At 72.6% G+C, this 18,985-nt stretch carries 18 protein-coding genes and 1 pseudogene; 12 read left to right on the plus strand and 7 right to left on the minus strand.

The genetic code is table 11. The annotated features are described in order from the left end of the window. The first annotated feature begins 47 nt into the window (after positions 1-47). A complete protein-coding gene (locus Bra3105_RS10060) occupies positions 48-1,553 on the plus strand; it encodes a sodium:proton antiporter (protein WP_200503235.1) in 1,506 nt (501 codons plus the stop codon). 36 nt (positions 1,554-1,589) lie between these two features. Further along, on the plus strand, positions 1,590-2,963 hold the full coding sequence (gene nhaA, locus Bra3105_RS10065) for a Na+/H+ antiporter NhaA (protein ID WP_228356575.1): 1,374 nt from the start codon (positions 1,590-1,592) through the stop codon (positions 2,961-2,963). Here nhaA and Bra3105_RS10070 read toward each other — a convergent pair. Then, positions 2,951-3,748 carry an SDR family NAD(P)-dependent oxidoreductase gene (locus Bra3105_RS10070; protein ID WP_228356576.1) on the minus strand — a complete coding sequence of 266 codons (798 nt, stop codon included), beginning with the start codon at positions 3,746-3,748 and terminating at the stop codon, positions 2,951-2,953. The genes nhaA and Bra3105_RS10070 overlap by 13 nt on opposite strands. Positions 3,749-3,926: 178 nt before the next feature. Between Bra3105_RS10070 and Bra3105_RS10075 the strand changes: the two genes are divergently transcribed. Beyond that, positions 3,927-4,688, plus strand: coding sequence for an SDR family oxidoreductase (locus Bra3105_RS10075; RefSeq protein WP_228356577.1), 762 nt, complete (start codon positions 3,927-3,929; stop codon positions 4,686-4,688). Further along, a complete protein-coding gene (locus Bra3105_RS10080; RefSeq protein WP_228356578.1) occupies positions 4,685-5,440 on the plus strand; it encodes a FadR/GntR family transcriptional regulator in 756 nt (251 codons plus the stop codon). Before Bra3105_RS10075 ends, Bra3105_RS10080 begins: the two co-directional genes overlap by 4 nt. A 34-nt stretch (positions 5,441-5,474) precedes the next feature. Here the strand turns inward: Bra3105_RS10080 and Bra3105_RS10085 are convergent, their stop codons facing one another. Together Bra3105_RS10085 and Bra3105_RS10090 are read right to left on the minus strand one after the other, a co-directional pair. Continuing rightward, positions 5,475-5,873, minus strand: a complete 399-nt coding sequence (locus Bra3105_RS10085) for a universal stress protein (protein WP_228356579.1) — start codon at positions 5,871-5,873, stop codon at positions 5,475-5,477. A 112-nt stretch (positions 5,874-5,985) separates the two neighbouring features. Continuing rightward, positions 5,986-7,473, minus strand: coding sequence for an APC family permease (locus Bra3105_RS10090; RefSeq protein WP_228356580.1), 1,488 nt, complete (start codon positions 7,471-7,473; stop codon positions 5,986-5,988). A 315-nt stretch (positions 7,474-7,788) separates the two neighbouring features. Here Bra3105_RS10090 and Bra3105_RS10095 point away from each other — a divergent pair, with 315 nt between their 5' ends. Beyond that, the gene (locus Bra3105_RS10095) at positions 7,789-8,625 is read left to right on the plus strand and encodes an aldo/keto reductase (RefSeq protein ID WP_228356581.1); all 837 of its coding nucleotides are present in this window, start codon (positions 7,789-7,791) and stop codon (positions 8,623-8,625) included. A gap of 22 nt (positions 8,626-8,647) precedes the next feature. Here the strand turns inward: Bra3105_RS10095 and Bra3105_RS10100 are convergent, their stop codons facing one another. Continuing rightward, positions 8,648-9,472: an IclR family transcriptional regulator gene (locus tag Bra3105_RS10100; protein WP_228356582.1), complete on the minus strand. Its 825-nt coding sequence runs from the start codon at positions 9,470-9,472 to the stop codon at positions 8,648-8,650. Between the two features lie 184 nt (positions 9,473-9,656). On the opposite strand from Bra3105_RS10100, the gene Bra3105_RS10105 reads away from it, so the two are divergent. After that, positions 9,657-11,174 (plus strand): dicarboxylate/amino acid:cation symporter, encoded by a 1,518-nt coding sequence (locus tag Bra3105_RS10105; RefSeq protein ID WP_407650874.1) that lies wholly within the window; start codon positions 9,657-9,659, stop codon positions 11,172-11,174. A 52-nt stretch (positions 11,175-11,226) separates the two neighbouring features. Here Bra3105_RS10105 and Bra3105_RS10110 read toward each other — a convergent pair whose 3' ends face one another. Further along, a complete protein-coding gene (locus Bra3105_RS10110) occupies positions 11,227-11,892 on the minus strand; it encodes a flavin reductase family protein (protein ID WP_228356583.1) in 666 nt (221 codons plus the stop codon). Positions 11,893-11,975: 83 nt separating this feature from the next. Between Bra3105_RS10110 and Bra3105_RS10115 the strand changes: the two genes are divergently transcribed. Continuing rightward, positions 11,976-12,806, plus strand: coding sequence for a phosphotransferase enzyme family protein (locus Bra3105_RS10115; RefSeq protein ID WP_228356584.1), 831 nt, complete (start codon positions 11,976-11,978; stop codon positions 12,804-12,806). Here Bra3105_RS10115 and Bra3105_RS10120 read toward each other — a convergent pair. Next, entirely contained in the window at positions 12,799-13,140 is a 342-nt protein-coding gene (locus Bra3105_RS10120) for a MerR family DNA-binding transcriptional regulator (RefSeq protein ID WP_228356585.1), read from the minus strand. The two genes, Bra3105_RS10115 and Bra3105_RS10120, sit on opposite strands and share 8 nt — an antisense overlap. Before the next feature lie 80 nt (positions 13,141-13,220). On the opposite strand from Bra3105_RS10120, the pseudogene Bra3105_RS18645 reads away from it, so the two are divergent. Both Bra3105_RS18645 and Bra3105_RS10125 read left to right on the plus strand, forming a co-directional pair. Then, positions 13,221-13,838 (plus strand): annotated as a pseudogene (locus Bra3105_RS18645) (RBBP9/YdeN family alpha/beta hydrolase); the annotation flags it as partial. 38 nt (positions 13,839-13,876) lie between these two features. Further along, positions 13,877-14,287 (plus strand): MerR family transcriptional regulator, encoded by a 411-nt coding sequence (locus Bra3105_RS10125; RefSeq protein ID WP_228356586.1) that lies wholly within the window; start codon positions 13,877-13,879, stop codon positions 14,285-14,287. A gap of 41 nt (positions 14,288-14,328) precedes the next feature. Here Bra3105_RS10125 and Bra3105_RS10130 read toward each other — a convergent pair whose 3' ends face one another. Continuing rightward, positions 14,329-15,306 (minus strand): aldo/keto reductase, encoded by a 978-nt coding sequence (locus Bra3105_RS10130; RefSeq protein ID WP_228356587.1) that lies wholly within the window; start codon positions 15,304-15,306, stop codon positions 14,329-14,331. 70 nt (positions 15,307-15,376) lie between these two features. Here Bra3105_RS10130 and Bra3105_RS10135 point away from each other — a divergent pair, with 70 nt between their 5' ends. The 3 genes from Bra3105_RS10135 to Bra3105_RS10145 all read left to right on the plus strand — a co-directional run bounded on the left by Bra3105_RS10135 (position 15,377) and on the right by Bra3105_RS10145 (position 18,953). After that, a complete protein-coding gene (locus tag Bra3105_RS10135) occupies positions 15,377-16,279 on the plus strand; it encodes an EamA family transporter (protein ID WP_228356588.1) in 903 nt (300 codons plus the stop codon). A 160-nt stretch (positions 16,280-16,439) separates the two neighbouring features. Then, positions 16,440-17,195 (plus strand): MerR family transcriptional regulator, encoded by a 756-nt coding sequence (locus Bra3105_RS10140; protein WP_228356589.1) that lies wholly within the window; start codon positions 16,440-16,442, stop codon positions 17,193-17,195. A gap of 453 nt (positions 17,196-17,648) precedes the next feature. After that, positions 17,649-18,953: an MFS transporter gene (locus tag Bra3105_RS10145; protein ID WP_228356590.1), complete on the plus strand. Its 1,305-nt coding sequence runs from the start codon at positions 17,649-17,651 to the stop codon at positions 18,951-18,953. Positions 18,954-18,985: the final 32 nt, after the last annotated feature.

The following is an 18,985-nucleotide window of genomic DNA, read 5'->3' on the forward strand; positions in this document are numbered from 1 at the left end:
GGCATAGAGTGCCCTGATCCCCGACCCCGTCCTGCCCTGGAGGCCAGATGACATTCCCGGCCTGGACGATCGCCCCGTTCGTGCTGATGCTCGCGGCGATCGCGATCGCACCGCTCGTCCCCTCGCTCTCGAAGCTCTGGGACCGCCCGCGCAACCAGCTGATCTACGCCCTCCTGCTGGGCCTGCCCGTCGCGATCGGCGTGATCGCCGTGGGCGAGTGGCACCTGGTCGTCGACGCGCTCGTGGAGTACGGGCAGTTCATCGCGCTCCTCCTCGCCCTGTTCATCGTCTCCGGCGGCTTCTTCCTGCGCGGCGACATCGCGGCGACGCCGCGCGTGAACACGATCTTCCTCGCGATCGGCGGGGTGCTCGCGAGCTTCATCGGCACCACGGGCGCCGCCATGCTGCTGATCCGCCCGCTGCTGAACACGAACCTCGAACGTCGGCACAAGGCGCACACCGTCGTCTTCGCGATCTTCATCGTCGCCAACTGCGGCGGCCTGCTCACCCCGCTCGGCGACCCGCCGCTGTTCCTGGGGATGCTGCGCGGCGTGCCGTTCACCTGGACCTTCCACCTGCTGCCGATGTGGCTGTTCGTCAACGCCCTGCTGCTGCTGACGTACTGGGCACTGGACCGCCGGATCATCGCGCACGAGGCGAAGGAGGACGTCTACGCGGACACCGTGAACGTGATCCCGCTGAAGCTCGTGGGCGCGAGCAACGCCATCTGGTTCGCGATCATCATCCTCGCGGTCGCGCTCATCCCCTCGCTGGATCCCGACGCGATCGTCGAGGGCGATGCGACGTGGACCCAGTACGTGCCCTGGCGGGAGATCGTCATGATCGGCGCGGCCCTGTGCTCGCTGTTCCTGGGCAGCCGCAGCATCCGCTACGACGAGAACGAGTTCGAGTTCGGGCCCATCCAAGAGGTCGCGGCGCTCTTCGTCGGCATCTTCCTCACCATGATCCCGGCGCTCGCTGTGCTGCGCTCCGCCGCCCCGTCGCTCCCTCTGAACGAGATCACGCTGTTCGTGTTCACGGGCGGTCTGAGCTCCGTCCTGGACAACGCCCCCACCTACGCAACCTTCTTCGAGATGGCCTCGCAGCTGCCGGGCGAGCCGCGCGTGGCCGACGTCCCCGAGCTGTACCTGATGGCGATCTCGCTGGGCGCCGTGCTCTGCGGAGCGATGACCTACATCGGCAACGGCCCGAACTTCATGGTGAAGTCGCTCGCCGAGACCTCGGGCGTGAAGATGCCCAGCTTCGGCGGCTACGTGCAGCGCGCCGTCATGTACCTCGCGCCCACGCTGATCGCGATGATGCTGCTGTTCATCGCCCAGCCCCTGTGGCTGAAGGCCATCGGGCTCGCCCTCACCCTGCTGCTGCTGGGCCGCATCGTCATGCTGTTCGTGACGACCGACGGCGAGGTCGGCGCGGCGCTCGCGCATCTCGACCCCGACGTGCGCGGCACGCGCCCCGCCGTCCCGCCCGTCGGCCGCAGCCGGAAGCCCGCAGGGGCCTTCGACTCCCCGCCCCGGCCCGATGAGCCCTGAGACCCCGGCACCCCCACACCCGAGGAGAGCCGCATCATGACCAGTCGACGACGCACCGAGCACGAGTCCCGACGACGCCGCAGGATCCTCGAGCGCGGCACCTACCGCGAGCACCTGCGCATCGAGCGGATCCTCACGCAGGAGACCACCGGCGGATTCGTGCTTCTGGGGGCGACCGTGCTCGCCCTCGTGCTCGCGAACTCTCCGCTCGCCCCCGCGTACTTCGGGGTGCGCGATGCGCATCTGGGCTTCGACGTGGGCAGCTTCCACCTGAACCTCAGCATCGGGCACTGGGCGGCCGACGGACTGCTCGCGATCTTCTTCTTCCTCGCGGGCCTCGAGCTCAAGATGGAGTTCACGGTGGGCGACCTGCGCTCACCGGGGAAGGCGCTGGTGCCGGTCGTCGCCGCGGCCGGCGGCGTCGCCGTGCCCGCCGTCATCTTCACGGTCATCAACGTCTTCGGTCCGCCGGGGGCGCTCACGGGCTGGGCGATCCCCGCCGCGACGGACATCGCCTTCGCCCTCGCCGTGCTCGCCCTGCTGGGCTCGCACCTGCCCAGCGCCGTGCGCACCTTCCTGCTGACCCTCGCGATCGTCGACGACCTCATCGCGATCCTCATCATCGCGATCTTCTACTCGAGCGACCTGCACCTGCTCTACCTGGTGCTCGCGATCGTGCCGATCGCCGCGTACCGTCTGCTGGCCACGCGCGCCGAGTCCCTGTTCCGGATCTCCTACGGCGCGGCATGGTTCCTGCTGCTGCCGCTCGGGGCGATCACCTGGGCGCTGTTCCTGAACTCGGGCGTGCACGCGACGATCGCCGGCGTGGTCCTCGCCTTCATGGTGCCGGTGCGCTCGCGCACCCGCCTGGGCGCGAAGTACTCGCTGGCCGAGACCTTCGAGCACCGCTTCCGGCCGCTGAGCAGCGGGATCGCCGTGCCCGTGTTCGCGTTCTTCAGCGCGGGCGTGGCCGTGGGCGGCGCCAGCGGACTCCTCGAGGCCTGGGAGTCGAGCGTCGCGATCGGCGTGGTCATGGGGCTCGTGTGCGGCAAGATCATCGGCATCGTCGGCTCGACGTTCCTGGTCACGCGTCTGCAGCGCGCGAACCTCGATCCCGATGTGCGTTGGATGGACCTCGTGGGCATGGCCGCCCTCGCGGGCATCGGCTTCACCGTCTCGCTGCTCGTCTCGGAGCTCAGCTTCGAGGCGTCCGACCCCATGCACGACCACGCGAAGGTCGGCGTGCTCACCGCCTCCGTGCTCGCCGCCGTGGTGGGCGCGGTGATCCTGCTGCCCCGGGACCGGCACTACAAGCAGGTCGCCGAGCGCGAGGCGGCCGACGCGGATGCCGACGGGGTCCCCGACGTGTTCGGCGGGGATGCGGAGGAGCCCTCGGATCAGCGCCCGTAGGCGCGGGCCGGGATCTGGGTGGCGAGCTTCCCCCCGGAGATGTCCAGCAGGGTTCCGGTGATGTAGCCGGCGGCGTCGCTCGCGAGGAAGATCAGCAGGTTCGCGACGTCGTCCGGGCTCTCCCAGCGCCGCAGCGAGAGCGTGTCCAGGAGGCGGTCCTGGGCGTCCTGGGGCATCTCGGCGAAGCCGTTCATGGCGGTGGGGACCATGCCCGGCGCGTACGCGTTCACCGTGATGTCCCACGGGCCGAGCTCGGACGCGAGCACCCGCGTGAACTGGACGACCGCCGCCTTCGAGGCCGCGTAGGCGGCGCTGCCGACGCTCGGCACGATGGCCGCGAAGGACGCCGCGTTGATGATCCGGCCGCGGCCCGCCGCCTGCATGACCGGGGCGACGGCCCGGCTCATGAGGAAGACGCCTCCCATGTTCACGTCGAAGCACGCGCGCCAGCGCTCCCACTCGAGATCGGCGACGGGCCCCTCGACGTTGATGCCCGCGTTGTTCACGAGCACGTCGATCGTGCCGTGGCGCGCGACGATCTCCGAGACCGCGGCGGAGACCGACGCCGGGTCGGCCACGTTGCAGGTGACACGGGTGATCGCAGGGGCCGACGGGTCGCTCGAGCGAGCAGGTTCCGCGGCACCGTCGGATGCATCCTCGGGGAAGGCGAGGTCCAGGGCGACCACGCGCGCGCCCTCCGCGGCGAAGCGCCCGGCGATCACCGCGCCGATGCCGCGCGCGGCGCCCGTGACGACCACGACGCGGTCCTTGAGATCCAGCTCCATCGCTCGCTCCTCCTCGGTGGTGCGCGCCGAGGCCCCGGTGGTGAGCACCGACGCCCCGGTGGTGTGCGTCGACGCTCTCTGCCCGGTGTTCAACGCGGTTCTCGAAAAAGCATACTATTCAGAGCGACGCGCTCGGCACTCCTCTCGCCGCGCGCACGCCGACCCTCCGGAGGATGCCATGACCACGCACGACGCACCGCAGTCCCGAGCGGCCGACGCGCCCGCGCGGCGGGTCCTCTGGGTGACCGGCGGCGGCAGCGGCATGGGGCGCGCGAGCGCGATCGCCGCCGCCCGCGCGGGGTGGGACGTGGCGGTGAGCGGCCGGCGGGCCGACGCCCTCGAGGAGACGGTCCGCGCGATCGAGGACGTCGGCGGGACCGGGCTGGCCCTCCCGCTCGACGTCCAGGACCGCGAGGCTGTGCGCTCGGCGGTCGAGCAGGCCACCGGCCGCTTCGGACGGCTCGACGGGCTCGTGCTCGGGGCCGGTCTCAACGCGCCGCACAGGCGCTGGGAGGATCAGGACCTCGGCGAGTTCGACCAGGTCGTGGCCACGAACCTGACCGCCGTGGCGAGCGCTCTGGATGCCGCCCTCCCGCACCTGCGCGCGAGCGGCGGCGTCGCCGTCGTCATCTCCTCGTTCGCGGGCTGGAGCTTCCAGCCGGGGGCCGGCGTCGCCTACTCGGCGTCCAAGACGGCGCTCGGCTCCCTGGTGCGCACCCTGAACCAGCAGGAGGCAGGTCACGGCGTGCGCGCGTGCCACCTGTGCCCGGGCGACGTCGCGACCGACTTCCTCGACCAGCGCCCCGAGGTGCCCGACGCCGTGGCCCGCGCCGTCATGCTCAGCCCCGAGGACGTGGCGCGCGCCGCCTGCTTCGTGCTCGACGCCCCGGCGCACATGCGCGTGGACGAGCTCGTCGTCTCGCCGGTCTCGCAGGCGTGAGCGGGCACGACGGGCTGCCGCCGGCGAGCGGGCACGACGACCGGACCGGCGCGCATCCGACGCGCTTCGACCGGGCGCTCGACGAGCTGGGAACGGCGATCGTCCGCGGCGACCTGCCCGCGGGGCACGCGGACACCGTCGAAGGCCTGGTCGGGCGCACGGGCGCCTCGCGCAGCGTGGTCCGCGAGTCCACGCGCGTGCTGACCGCCCTGGGCATGCTCAGCGCCGGGCGGCGCGTGGGCCTGCGGGTGCGCGGCCGCGAGCACTGGGACGTGCTGGATCCGCTCGTCATCCGCTGGCGCCTCGCCGGACCTGAAAGGACGACGCAGATCGCCGAGCTGCGCGCCCTGCGCCGCGCCGTCGAGCCGGAGGCCGCCGCCGCGGCGGCGAGGCGGGTCGCCGCCGGTGAGGCCACGGGAGTGAGCCTCCGTGCGCTCGAGGGCGCGGCCGCGCAGATGCGTCAGTGGGCGGGCGTCGGCGCGGTCCCCGGGGTCGACGGCCCGGACTCGTTCCTCGCCGTCGACAGCGCCCTGCACGCCGCGGTCCTCGCGCTCTGCGACAACGCGATGTTCGCGCGGCTGCGCACGGTGATCGAGGAGAGCCTGCGCGAGAGGGCGCTCGTGGAGCGCGCGGACCTGCCGCCCGATCCGCACGACGTGGACCTGCATTTGCAGGTCGCCCGCGCGATCAGAGAGGGCAGCGCCGAGGACGCCGCACGGGCCATGCGCGAGATCGTGGTGCGGACGAGGTGAGCGGTGCGGACGGGGCGGGTGGTGGCCTCGCCCCTCAGCGCCCCCGCGTCGTCGGCTTCACGCAGACCACGGGGCACGGAGCCTCCATGATCACGCGCTGGGCGGTGGACCCCAGCAGCATCTTGCCGATGGGGGTGCGGCGGCGCACCCCCAGCACGACCTGGTCGATCTTCTCGTTGTCGATGGTCTGCAGGATGTCGTCGGCCGCGTCGTCGCGCCGCGGCACGACCCGCAGCTCGAAGTGCACGCCGCTGGCCTCGAGCCGCTCGTGCAGGGGCTCGCGCCCCGCGTCGCCCGCGCTCTTGCGGGGATCGTCGCTGCGCTCGGAGGCGAGCACCACGAGCGTCGCGTCCTTGGTCCTCGCCTCCTCCAGTGCGTACTCGAGGGCGGCTTCGCTGGTGGGGCTGGGCACGTAGCCGAGCAGGATCTTCATCGTCGACTCCAGGTGTCTCGGGGTGGCTCGGATTGCTCAGGTTGCTCGGGTTGCTCGGGGAGGATCGGGATCTCGAGGTCTCGGCGGGCGCCGAGACCAGGCACCCGGCCGCTCACTCGCGGCCGATCTCGTCCTGGTCGTGGAAGCGCGTGCGCCGGCCCTTGATCGCGGAGTTGTACAGGTAGGTGATCACGTACAGCACGAGACCCACACCGAGCAGTCCGCCCGCGATGTAGTAGTTCTCCTTGGGCTGGGCGAGGGGGGTGACGAGGATCAGCGAGGTGACCCCGCCGATCACGGCCACCACGATGGGGGTGCGGAAGTGCCCCTTCGCGCCCGGGTCCTTGCGGAGCACGATCACGGAGACGTTGACCAGGCAGAACACGATCAGCAGCAGCAGCGCCGTGGTCCCGCCGAGGTTCTTGATGATGGTCTCCGGCAGGGCGTAGCTGACGACCACCACGAGCGCGAAGGCGAGGAGCGTCGAGAAGACGATGCCTCCCACGGGGCTGCGGCGCCCCTTGAGCACGACCCCCAGGAACGGCGGGAGCACGCCCTGCTTGGCCATGCCGTAGAGCAGGCGCGAGGCCATCATCATGTTGATCAGCACGGTGTTGGCGACCGCGAAGATCGAGATGATCGGGAAGATCGTGTCCATCGGAAGGTTCGGCGCGCCGTGCGAGACCACGCTCAGCAGCGGCGTGGTGGCGGTGGTGAGCTCGCCGATCGGGACCACGGCGACCGCCGTGAGGGAGACCAGCACGTAGACCACGCCCGTGATCGACAGGCCGCCCAGCAGCATCTTCGGGAAGTTCTTCGAGGGGTTCACGGTCTCCTCGGCCATGTTCACCGAGTCCTCGAAGCCGACCATCGAGAAGAACGCGAGGGCGGTCGCGCCGATCACGGCCATGAACATGCTCTTGTCCTCGGGCGCCTCGAACAGCACCACGCGCGAGAAGTCCGCGTCGCCGCGACCGATCGCGAGGAAGCCGATGATCAGCACCATCGCCAGGCCGCTGAGCTCGATCAGCGTGAGCACCACGTTGGCCTTCACGGACTCGCTCACGCCGTAGGAGTTCACGCAGGCCACCACGGCGATGAAGACGAGCGCGATGATCACGGCGACGTGATGGGAGCCGGCGGCCCCGAGGGTGTCCTCGAGGTGGAAGACGGCCAGCACGTTCTCCGCGAGGAAGATCGCGCTGTTCGAGGCCGAGGTGATGCCCGAGGACAGCACCGCGAAGGTCACCATGAAGGTGACGAAGTGGATGCCGAAGGCCTTGTGGACGTACAGCGCGGCGCCCGCGGCCTGCGGGTACTTCGTCACCATCTCCACATAGGACAGCGCCGTCATCATCGCGACCACGAACGCGAGGATCACCGGCAGCCAGCCCGCGCCGCCCACCTGGCCGGCGACCTGGCCGGTCAGCGCGTAGACGCCGGTGCCGAGGATGTCGCCGACGATGAACAGCAGCAGCAGGCCGGGGGTGATGGCCTTCTTGAGCTCGGTGCCCTGGCCCGGGGACGAGCCGTCGCCGTCGGGGGCGGTGAGGGTGGGATCGCCGGGTGCGCCGGAGCCGGCGCCGGTTTCCTGGGTCATGAGGGACTCCCGGGGTCGGAGGTGGGGGAAGGTCTCGGGGCGGGTGCGGCGCACGGCGCGGATCTCGCGCTCAGGGACGCCGACTCGGGCGGGCGGGGCACCCGCAGTGCGGACCTGGGCCCGCGATCTGGGGATCCTACCTCAGCGTGAGCGCGCTCACCCGATCAGCGCGACCGGCCCTAGGGTGGAGGAGTCCGTGCGCAGCGCGACGTCGGCCGCCCCTCCCCGGAGCGTCGGCCCCGCGTCGCATCCCGCGCACGCCCGCACCACCGCCCCATTTCCCGCATCTCCGCCCGTACCCGCACGAGGAGTCCCATGAGCAGCGTCGCGAACATCGCCCTGGCCGACGGCAACACCATCCCCCAGCTCGGCTACGGCGTCTGGCAGGTCGAGGACGAGGTCGCGGCCGACGTCGTCGGCCAGGCCCTCGAGGCCGGCTACCGCCACATCGACACCGCCAAGGCGTACGACAACGAGGAGGGCGTGGGCCGCGCCCTGCGCGCCTCCGGCCTCCCGCGCGAGGACGTCTTCGTCACCACCAAGCTGTGGAACGACGACCACGACTACGACCGTGCGATCGCCGCTCTCGACGCCTCGCTCGAGCGCCTGGGCCTCGAGTACGTGGATCTCTACCTCATCCACTGGGCGAAGCCCAAGCAGGGCAAGCACGTGGAGGCGTGGAAGGCGCTCGTCGAGCTGCAGCGGCGGGGCAAGGCGCGCTCGATCGGCGTCTCGAACTTCCCCAAGGCACAGCTCGAGGAGATCATCGAGGCCACGGGCGTGACCCCGGTGATCCATCAGATCGAGCTGCACCCCGACTTCGCCCAGGAGGAGCTGCGCGCCTTCGGCCGGGAGCACGGCATCCTCACCGAGGCCTGGTCGCCCCTGGGTCAGGGCGGCGAACTGCTCCAGGACCCGGTGATCACGGAGATCGCCGCCGCGCACGGGGCCACCCCCGCGCAGGTCGTCATCGCCTGGCACCTCGCGATCGGGAACATCGTGATCCCGAAGTCCGTGACCCCCGAGCGCATCGTCTCGAACCTGGCCGCCGCCGAGCTCGAGCTCAGCGACGAGGACCTCGAGCGCCTCGCGGCCCTCGACCGGGGCGAGGCGGGCCGGATCGGCGCCGATCCGGCGGGCATCGAGTTCTGAGCCGCCGCGGACCGGCGGGACGCTAGTCCTCGGCGCGCTCCTCGCGGGGGCGTCGGCCGGTCGCGGCGCGGGCGACCTCCTCGGCCGCGGCCTGGACGGCGCGCGTGCACTCGGCGACCTTGTCCTCGCCCAGGCGGTTGGACTGCCAGGTCAGGCCGATGGCCGCGATCGGCCAGTCGGCGTGGTCGAGCACGGGCGCCGCGACCGAGCGGTACCCGGGGGTGATCTCGCCGTCCTCGCGGGCGAAGCCGTCGCGGCGCACCTGCTCGAGGATCGCGGCGAGCTGCGCGGGCGTCGTCGGCCCCACCCCGGGCCGACGGGGCACGAGGTCCTCGCGGGAGGTGAACAGGCTGCGCAGCTGCACGAGGGGCAGGGCCGCGAGCATCGCCCGGCCGGTGGCGGTGAGATGCGCGGGGAGGCGCACGCCCTGATCGGTGACGAGGCTGCCGCGCCCCTTCGCGCGGTCCTCGACCACGTAGAGGACGTCGCGGCCGTGGAGCACCGCGAGGTGCCCGGACTCGCCGATGGCGTCGACGGTGCGCTCGAGGACGACCCGGCCCACCCGCGCGAGCGGCGCATGGCGCATGTACCCGACGGCGACCTCGTAGGCCGCGGGCCCCAGCGCGTACAGCCTCTCCTGCGGAAGATGCAGCGCATAGCCGTGGGCGACGAGCGTCCCGAGCAGGTCGTACGTGGTCGACCGGGGCAGCTCGAGGTCCTGGGCCACGCGCGCGGCGGCGACGGGCGCCCGCCGTGAGGAGAGGTAGGTCAGCACGCGCAGGGTGGCGTCCGCGGCCGGCGCTTTGGGCGGCTTCGGGGACGTCTGGTCCGGGGTTCGGGATGCCATAGTCCGACCAGGATGCCATCGCTCGCCCGGAACGTCGGACTCGTCGGCCCGATCTCCTCCGCCGCGCACCGCCCGGTTCCAGGCGCACGCACCGAGGTCGACCGGCCAGATCCATAGCCTTGCTTATGTGACCCTATGGTCAAGGCATTGACCTCGCCGGGGCGTGCTCCTAACGTCGTCCCTCGTGAGCACCACGACCCCCTCCCCCGCCCCGCGCAGCACCCGCAACCCGCTGCGCGCGATCGCGCGCATCCCCTTCGGCTGGCAGGTCCTCATCGGCCTGGTCCTCGGCGTCGCCCTCGGCCTCGTGGCCTCGGCGATGGGCCCCGGCAGCGGAGAGGAGGGCGCCAACTGGCTGACCACCACCCTGGACACCATCGGCACCGCCTTCGTCACGCTGCTGAAGGCCCTGGTCCCGCCGCTGATCTTCCTCGCGATCGTCACCTCCATCGCGAACCTGCGGAAGGTCACGAACGCCGCGCGCCTCGCCTGGAAGACCCTGCTCTGGTTCGCGATCACCTCGCTGATCGCCGTGCTCATCGGCATCGGCCTGGGCGCGATCACCAGCCCCGGCGCGAACTCGAGCGTCTCGGCCGACGCCGCGCAGGCCTCGGACACCCAGGGCACCTGGCTCGACTTCCTCATCGGCCTGGTCCCCTCGAACTTCCTCGGCATCGAGGGCAGCGCGGGCGACGACGGCTCGGTCTCCCTGAGCTTCAACGCCCTGCAGATCCTCGTCATCTCGATCGCCGTGGGCATCGCCGTGCTCTCCGTCGGCGAGAAGGCCGAGCCGTTCCTGAAGATCACCGGCTCCGCCCTCGAGATCGTCCAGAAGCTGCTGTGGTGGGTCATCCGCCTGGCCCCGATCGGCACCGTGGGCCTGCTGGGCAACGCCGTGGCCAGCTACGGATGGGACGCGATCGGGCAGCTCGGCGTGTTCGTGGCCGACGTCTACATCGGCATGCTGCTGGTGCTGCTCGTGGTCTACCCGATCCTGCTGCGCACCAGCGGCCTCTCGATCGGCTCGTTCTTCCGCGGCGTGTGGCCCGCGACCTCGCTCGGCTTCGTCTCCCGCAGCTCGCTGGGCACCATGCCGATGACCCAGACGGTCACCGAGCGCATGGGCGTGCCGCGCCACTACGCCTCCTTCGCGATCCCGCTGGGCGCGACCACGAAGATGGATGGCTGCGCCGCCATCTACCCGGCGCTCGCCGCGATCTTCGTCGCGAACTTCTTCGGCGTCCCGCTCGGGATCACCGACTACCTGCTGATCGTGCTGGTCTCCGTGCTGGGCTCGGCGGCGACCGCCGGCATGACCGGCGCGACCGTCATGCTCACCCTGACCCTGTCGACCCTGGGCCTGCCGCTCGAGGGCGTGGGCCTGCTGCTCGCGATCGACCCGATCCTGGACATGGGCCGCACCGCCCTGAACGTCACCGGCCAGTCCCTGGTCGCCGTGATCGTCGCCAAGCGCGAGAAGATCCTGGACCAGAGGGCCTACGACGACTCCGTGCGCACCTCCTTCGCCGAGATCCAGGCCGATCAGAAGGCCGAGGCGGACGCGTTCGCCGAGGTCGAGGCCGAGGTGGCCGAGCAGGAGGCCGGCGCTCCGGCACCGGACGCCCTCGCGGATCCCGCTGCGCACGCCGCGGGCGGCGAGACCCGCACCGAGGCCGCCGAGGCGGCGCGCCCGCAGGTCTGAGCTGCTTCGCACGGGGTGCGCGCGTGCCCTCCGGGGCCGCGCGCACCCCGACTCATCGGTACAGGTCCTCGGGGATGCTCGCGAGCCGGGACCCGCGGACCTGGCCGCCCAAGCCGTACAGCCGCTGGAAGCTCATGAGGAGCGGTCGCCAGCGATCGGGGTCGATGTGGTCGGCCCGATCGGGATCGCGGATGCTCTCGTGCACCCGCACGGCGATCACCTCGAGCTCGCACACCGCGGCGCGCGAGCGCTCCAGCCGGCACTCCATCAGCACCGGGCACTGGACCACCCCGGGCGCCCGGACGTGGATCGAGGGGCGCGGCGCGAGGCCGGCGAGAGCGAACTTGTCGGCATAGTGGCGGTATCCGCGACGGTGCTTGCGCTCCGGGATCTCCGGCGAGCCCGTGGTCAGCGCCAGGGCGTCGACGGCCCCCGCCTGCTCGGCCGAGGGCAGGGCGAGCACGGCCTCCCCCTCAAACTCGAGGTTCTCGCGAGTCCGCGAGTCCTCGGCGATGCCGAGGACCGCCGTGCGTCCGATCCAGAACGCCGAGGAGATCGGCGCGAGATTGGGCGAACAGTCCGGGTTCAGCGTGCTGACCAGCACCACCGGGGTCCCGAAGTAGAGGATCGCCGGGTCGATGCGCTCGTGGAGAGGAGCGGCGTCATGCTCGGCGTGAGCGGTCGGCGGGTGGCCGGGCGACGGAGGCGCAGGTTCCATGGCTCCAGCGTCGGCGCCGACCGCGCCCGCGACCGGTGGAAATCGGTCGCCGCGGTCGGTCGCAGCGCGGTACCGTCCCGGGCGTGGAGACCGGAGACGACGCCCGCGAGATCCCGCTGACCGGTGGGAACGCGAGCGAGGACGTGGTGCGCGTCGGCGACACCGTGCGCAAGCCGTGGCCCGCCGGCACGCCGCTCGTCGCCCGGTACACGGAGGCGCTGCGCGCGGCGGGGATCGACGTGCCCGCCCACCTGGGCCGCGACGACAAGGGCCGGCAGATCATCGAGCACGTGCCGGGCGTCCTCGCCATGGACATCGGGCAGCTCGACGTCGGCCAGCTGGAGCGCGTCGGCCGCCTGGTGCGCGACGTGCACGAGGCGAGCGCCGCCCTGCCGCGGGACCGGTTCCCACTTTCCCCGATTCCGGGGACCACCGCCGACGGGCGCGGGACCTCCGAGCCGCATGGCGCCCGCTGGGAGGTGCTGCTGCCCGCCCCGACACCGCCCGAGCTGATCTGCCACCACGACATCGCCCCCTGGAACCTGCTGGTGGACGGCGAGCGGATGATCCTCATCGACCTCGACGGCGCCGGGCCGAGCACCCGCGCCTGGGACCTCGCATATGCGGCGCAGTCGTTCTCGGGAATGGTCGCCGGGGCCGACCTCGAGGAGGTCGCCGCGCGCCTGCGGGCCCTCGTCGTGGACGGTTACGGGGCCGACGCCGACCTGCGCGCCCAGCTGCCGCGACTCCTGGCCGAGCGCGCGCAGGCGATGCACGACCTGCTCGCACGCTCGCACACCGAGGGCAGGGAGCCGTGGGGGTCGATGTTCGTCACGGGGCACGGCGAGCACTGGCGGGCGGCGGCCGCGTTCGCCGCCGCCCGTGAGGACGGGTGGCGCGACGCGCTCAGCTGAGCGCGCGGAGAGCCCGCCGCGTCCGCTCGATCTCGCGGCTGCGGCGGTCCAGGCGCTGCTCGACGCGCTCGAGCTCCCGGCGCAGGTCCGGGCACATCTCGACCTCGTGCCCGTCGGCGCCGCCGCGCACGCAATCCAGGTAGGCGCCGATCACGCGGGTGGCCAGGCCCGCCTCGATCATCAGGCGGATCCGCTCGACCGTCGGCAGATCCGACGCGTCGTACTGCCGGTACCCGGCCGGTGTGCGCCCCGGGGCGAGCAGGCCCTGGTCCTCGTAGTGGCGTAGGGCGCGCGGGGAGACGCCCGCGCGGTGAGCGAAATCGGCGATGAGCATCTGCGGCTCCTCACGGCACGAACGGGACGGGGGACGGCGCTTGACCTTCTCACTGACGGTAACCCCTAGCGTCCGATCCCATGACGCACGCCGATCGACTTCTCATCGTCCATGGCTTCGGGGCCTCACCCCAGGACCACTGGTTCCCGTGGCTCGCCGCCCTCCATCCCAGGGCGGAGCGGATCGCGCTCCCTGATCCGCTGTCCCCGCGCGCCGGGACGTGGGTCCCTCTCGTGGCCGCCGCTCTCGACCGCCTCGGCGACGGCACGGCCGTGGTCGCGCACAGCCTCGGGAACGCCACCGCGCTGCAGGCTCTGCGCGCCCTCGCCGACGCGGGGCATCCCGTGCACCTGAGCGCCTTCGTGGGCGTCGCCCCGTTCGTCTCTCCCGTGCCGCCCACCGGCGACCCGCAGCTCGACGCATTCCTCGGGGAGAGCCCGTCGGCCGCGGGAGTCCAAGAGTGGCGCACAGCCGCCGACGCCGCCTCCCCACCGGGAACGGCGCCTCAGCACGCGTTCTACGAGGGTCTCGACCTTCACGCGCTGCGACCCGTGCTGGGGAGCGTGCGGGTGCTGCGCTCGGACGACGATCCGATCGTGCCGTCGCGCCTGAGCGACGACGTCGCGACCGGGCTCGGGGTGCGCGCGCACGTGGTGACCGGAGCGGGCCACTTCCTCGCCGAGGACGGCGTCCGCGAGCTGCCGGAGGCCGTGCCGGCCCCGGTACCCTCCGGGACATGGACGCCGCCGACCGGCCCCGCACCGCCGTCGACCCGGACCGCGCCGACCGCTCCCCCGCGGACGCCGCCGCCGCGACCGGGCTCAGCCTCGACACCCTGCGCTACTACGAGAGGGAGGGGCTGATCGGCCCGATCGCACGGGACGTCGGCGGCCGTCGCCGGTATTCCGCCGACGACGTGGCCTGGATCGGCATCGTCACCTGCCTGCGCGACGCCGGCCTCGGCATCGAGGACCTGCGACGGTTCACGAGGCTGCTGACGCAGAGCGCGGACCCCACGGATCGCGTCGCCTTCCTGGAGGAGCGCCGCACCGAGCTCGAGGAGCGGCAGCGGGCGACGCGGCGGGCCCTCACGGTGCTCGACGACAAGATCGCCTACTACAGCGCGCGCGACCGAGCGCAGGGGTGACGGTCGCGGGGCGAGTCCGCCCCCTCCGACGGCGTCGGCCCTCACCCCGCAGCGTCGAGGGTCTCCCTCTCCTCCGCCGTGAGCACGGTGGTCGCTCCTCGCCAGGCCTCCTCGAGCTGCGAGATCCTGCTGCCGCCGATGATGGGCACCAGGGCGGGGGCACCTCCGGTGAGCCAGGCGAGCGCCACCTGGCCGCGGCTGAGCCCGCGCGCGCCGGCCACCTCGGCGAGGGCGGTCATGCGCCTCTCGTTGCCGGGGTGCCGGTACTCGGGGGCGAGCGGACGATCCGCGCGGTCGTAGGCGCCGCGCAGCAGCGGCGTGTAGACCCAGCCGGTCAGCGCGGGGTCCCGGCGCAGCAGGTCGAGTCCGTCGGCGGCGAGCATGCCGAGCTCCACGGGCTGGCCCTCGACCTCGGTGCCGGGCAGGGGCTGCAGGTAGGAGAAGCGCTGCTGGTAGGCCGACGGAACCGCCAGACCCGCGTCCCGGGCATGGAGCCGGGCCTCGGCGAGGCGCCAGGAGGGATGGTTCGACAGGCCCCAGGCGCGCACGCGCCCGTCGGCCACGAGGGACCCGAACGTCTCCACGACCTGCGTGAACGGCACCTCATGGTCCTCGATGTGCGCCCAGTAGAGGTCGACGGCGTCGAGGCCGAGACGCTCGAGGCTGTGGGAGAGCGCGCGGTCGACCGCATCCGGCGACAGTCCCTCGAGATCGTCCGGGAACCCGCCGGGACGGTTCGGCTCGGCGCCGACCTTGGTGCTGATCCGGACCGGGGCACCGGGGTTCGCGCGCAGCCAGCGGCCGATGACGGCCTCGCTCTGCCCGCCGAGGCCCGAGGGGTCCTGGTCGAAGTAGTAGTTGTCGGAGGTGTCGAGCCAGCGTCCGCCGAGCTCGACGAAGCGGTCCAGGAGCGCGAAGCTCTCGCGCTCGTCGAGGCGCGTGCCCATGTGCATGGTGCCGAGGGCGGGCGGTGCGGGCGTCGTCGGGAGGGCGGGTGTGGGTGCTGTGATGCGTGCCATGCGCATGAGCATGGATGCTGGAGCGCGCTCCAGGTCAAGGGGCCTCCGCGTAGCCTTCTCGGATGCCACCATGCACCTGCGCGACCACGAGGCCGGCCGAGCGCCTATGACGCCCTCCGCCCTGGCGCTCGTGCTCACCGCCGCGGTGCTGCATGCCCTGTGGAACCTCGCCGCGAAGCGCGCGAGCGGCGACGGGTACGTGTTCGTGTGGTGGTACAACGTCTTCTCCGCGGTGCTGTGGCTGCCGCTGGGGCTCGTGCTCCTCGCCCGCGCAGGGTGGCCCTGGGGCTGGGAGCTGCTGGTGGGCCCCGCGGTCTCCGCGGTCTTCCACATCGCCTACCAGCTGTGCCTGCAGACGGGCTACCAGCGCGCCGACCTGGGCGTCGTCTACCCCGTCGCCCGCGGGACGGGCCCTCTGCTGACCGTCGTGCTCGCCCTCACGGTGCTCGGGGAGCGCCCCGGGTGGCCGGCGATCGCGGGGGCCGTGGTGGTGATCGCCGGGATCGTGGTCGTCGCCACCGGAGGTGCGCGCGCCCTGCGGCACCGGGCGTCGACGGGCATCGCCTGGGGCGCCGCGACCGGCGCCGGCATCGCGGCGTACACCCTCTGGGACGACCACGCGGTGACCACGTGGTCCCTCGCGCCCGTCGTCTACTTCTCCTTCGGCTGCACCCTGCAGGCGCTCGCGATGACGCCCGGCGCCCTGCGTCGAGGGCGCGTCGCACCGGTGGACGGGGTGCTGCGCCGACGGTGGCGGGAGGTCGGGGTGGTCGCCGTGCTCTCGCCGCTCGCGTACGTCCTCGTGCTCGAGGCCATGCGGACCACGCCGGTCTCGCTCGTGGCACCCGCCCGCGAGTCCTCGATCGTGGTGGGATCGCTGCTGGCCTGGTGGCTGTTCCGCGAGCCCGACCCGGTGCGACGGGTGCTCGGGGCGGCGATCGTGCTGGGCGGCATCGTCCTCATCGTGGCGTGATCCGGCCTCGCGCAGAGATCGGCGCACGGCCGGCCTTGCGCTTGACGCGACGTCAACTCCTAGCGTCGCTCCTGCCGACGCGGGACCGCCGCGTTCGACGAGGATGATCCGGCGACCCGGCCGAGGACAGGCCGAGAACGGGCCGAGGACAGGAGGACCGATGACGACGCAGCCGGCCGACGTGCCGATCGGGGAGCTCGCGCAGCGCGTGGGCATCTCGACCCGCACCCTGCGCCACTACGACGCGATCGGACTGCTCCCGCCGTCGCGCACGGATCACGCCGGGCAGAGGTTCTACGACGACGAGGCCGTGGCCGTGCTGCTGCGCATCGTCGCGCTCAGGGACCTCGGCCTGGGGCTCGAGGCGATCCGGGAGATGCTCTCCCGGCCCACCTCGAGCGTCGACGCCCTCGCCGAGCACTCGGACCTGCTGCGGGAGCAGATCTCCCGCCTGAGCAGGCAGCTCGCGTCGGTCACCACGACCCTGCAGTCACTGCGGAGCAAGGAGAGCATCATGACCGAGCGCACCTTCGACGGTTTCGACCCCGAGGTCTTCGAGCAGGAGGTCACCGAGCGCTGGGGCGCCGCGGCCCACCAGCAGTCGATCGCGGCCTGGAACTCGATGAGCGCCGAGGAGAAGGAGGCGGAGCTCGCCCTCTCCCAGTCCCTCGTCGACGCCTTCGCCTCTGCCGACGAGCAGGGCCTGCCCCCGGAGGATCCTCGGGTGCAGGCGATCTGCAGGCGGCACGTCGCCTGGCTCGCCCGGTACACCGACCCGACGCCGGCGTACATCCGGAACCTGGTGCCGATGTACGCCGACGACCCGCGGTTCGACGCGACCTACCGGGGCCATGGCGCATACGTGCGCGACGCCCTGCTCGCCTACGTCGACTCGGGGGCGATGGGCCCGGGCTGACGGGATGCAGGCGAGGCGGGAGGCGGCCGCAGGCGAGGCACGGCAGGAGATCCGGCCGGGCCTGTCGCGGACGGGCCACTGGTGAGGAGCCGTGGCAATATCGCCATGGCTTCTCACCAGCGGCCCTTCCGTGACAACCGCCCGTCGACGACCCGCGCCCGGGCACCCCTGCCCCGTGCCCACTTCCCCGTGCCCCGTGCCCGTGCCCCGCGCTCCCTTCCCCGTGCCCCGTGCCGCGCACTGTGCGCCGCACCGCATATCGTGAGCCGGCCCGCGCCCCGGGATCTGTGACCTCCGCGGCCGTCCCGGGCCGGATCCCTGGCCCCGGGGCGGCGCCCCCGGATAGGCTCCCAGCGTCCCATCAGCAGTGCATCACCTCGGGTCCGCAGACCATCCGGCAGTTCTTCTCCGGTGCGGGCCGTCCAAGGCGGCACCCCACCGTCCGGAGGATCGATGACCTCGCCGCAGCACCCGACGACGGCCCCGCAGGCCACCACCCTGACGCGCGCCGCCGGCCTCGCCTACTTCCCGATCGCGTTCGTGGCCCGCTTCCCGTTCGCGATGATGGTCGTGGGCACGCTGACCCTCGTCGTCTCCGCACGCGGCTCGATCGCACTGGGCGGACTGAACTCGGCGGTGGTGGGCCTCGGTTCGGCGCTCATCGGCCCGCTGCTGGGCGCGGCGGCCGACCGGATCGGCCAGCGCCCGGTCATCCTCCTCGCGGGGATCGTGAACTCCCTGGCCCTGCTCGCGATGGCCGCCGTGGCCTTCAGCTCCCTGCCCGATCCCGCGGTGCTCGCCGTGGGCTTCGTGATCGGGGCGTCGTCGCCGCAGATCGGCCCGCTCTCGCGCAGCCGCCTCGTGCACCTGATCCTCACCCGTCTGCCCTCGGCGCGCCGCGCGAAGAGCCTCAACGCGACCATGGGCTACGAGTCCGCGGCCGACGAGACCGCCTTCGTGTTCGGCCCCGTCGTGGTCGGCCTGCTGGCCACGACGATGAGCGCCGCGGCCCCGATGATCGGCGCGGCGGTCCTCACCCTCGTCTTCGTCACGGCCTTCGCGCTGCATCCGACGGCGCGCGTCGCGGCGCCGGCCACCGGATCGCCCGTGGTCCAGGCGCCGGCGCGGGAGCTGCGCAGCGCGCGCGTGCTCGTGGTGGTCGCGGGCGCGCTCGGCGTCGGCCTCTTCTTCGGCACGGTCCTCACGTCGCTCACGGCCTTCCTCGCGGAGACCGGCCACGGCGACTCCGCCGGGCTCGTCTACGGGATCATGGGCGTGGGCTCGACGATCCTCGCGCTGAGCATCTCGCTGTTCCCCGAGCGCTTCGCGCTGCGCTGGCGCTGGGTCGTGTTCTCCGCCCTGATGCTCGCCGCGATGGTCGCCTTCGGCCTCGCGGGCGGCCTGGCCGGGACCGCGGGCGCGATGGCGATCGCCGGCATCGGGATCGGGCCGACGGTCGTGACGCTGTACAGCCTGGCCGCGGACCGCTCGCCGCGCGGGCGCTCGGCGACGGTGATGACGATGCTGGGCTCGGCGACGATCGTCGGCCAATCCGGTGCCTCGGCGCTGACCGGTGCCTTCGCCGAGAACGTCGGGGCGCAGGCCGCCATGTGGCTGCCGGCCGGCGCGGCCTCTCTGGTGGTGCTCGCGGCTCTCGTGAACGCGGCGCTCGGCGGGGCCGCCGCTCCCTCCGCCTCGCAGCACGAGGTCATCGACGAGGCCGAGGAGCTGCTCGAGAGGCCCACCGAGCACCTCTGAGGCGCAGGGCGCAGGCCGCGGGCCCGTCGCCC

The organism is Brachybacterium halotolerans subsp. kimchii (assembly GCF_020792675.1).
In the GTDB taxonomy this organism is placed as follows: Bacteria; Actinomycetota; Actinomycetes; order Actinomycetales; family Dermabacteraceae; genus Brachybacterium; species Brachybacterium halotolerans.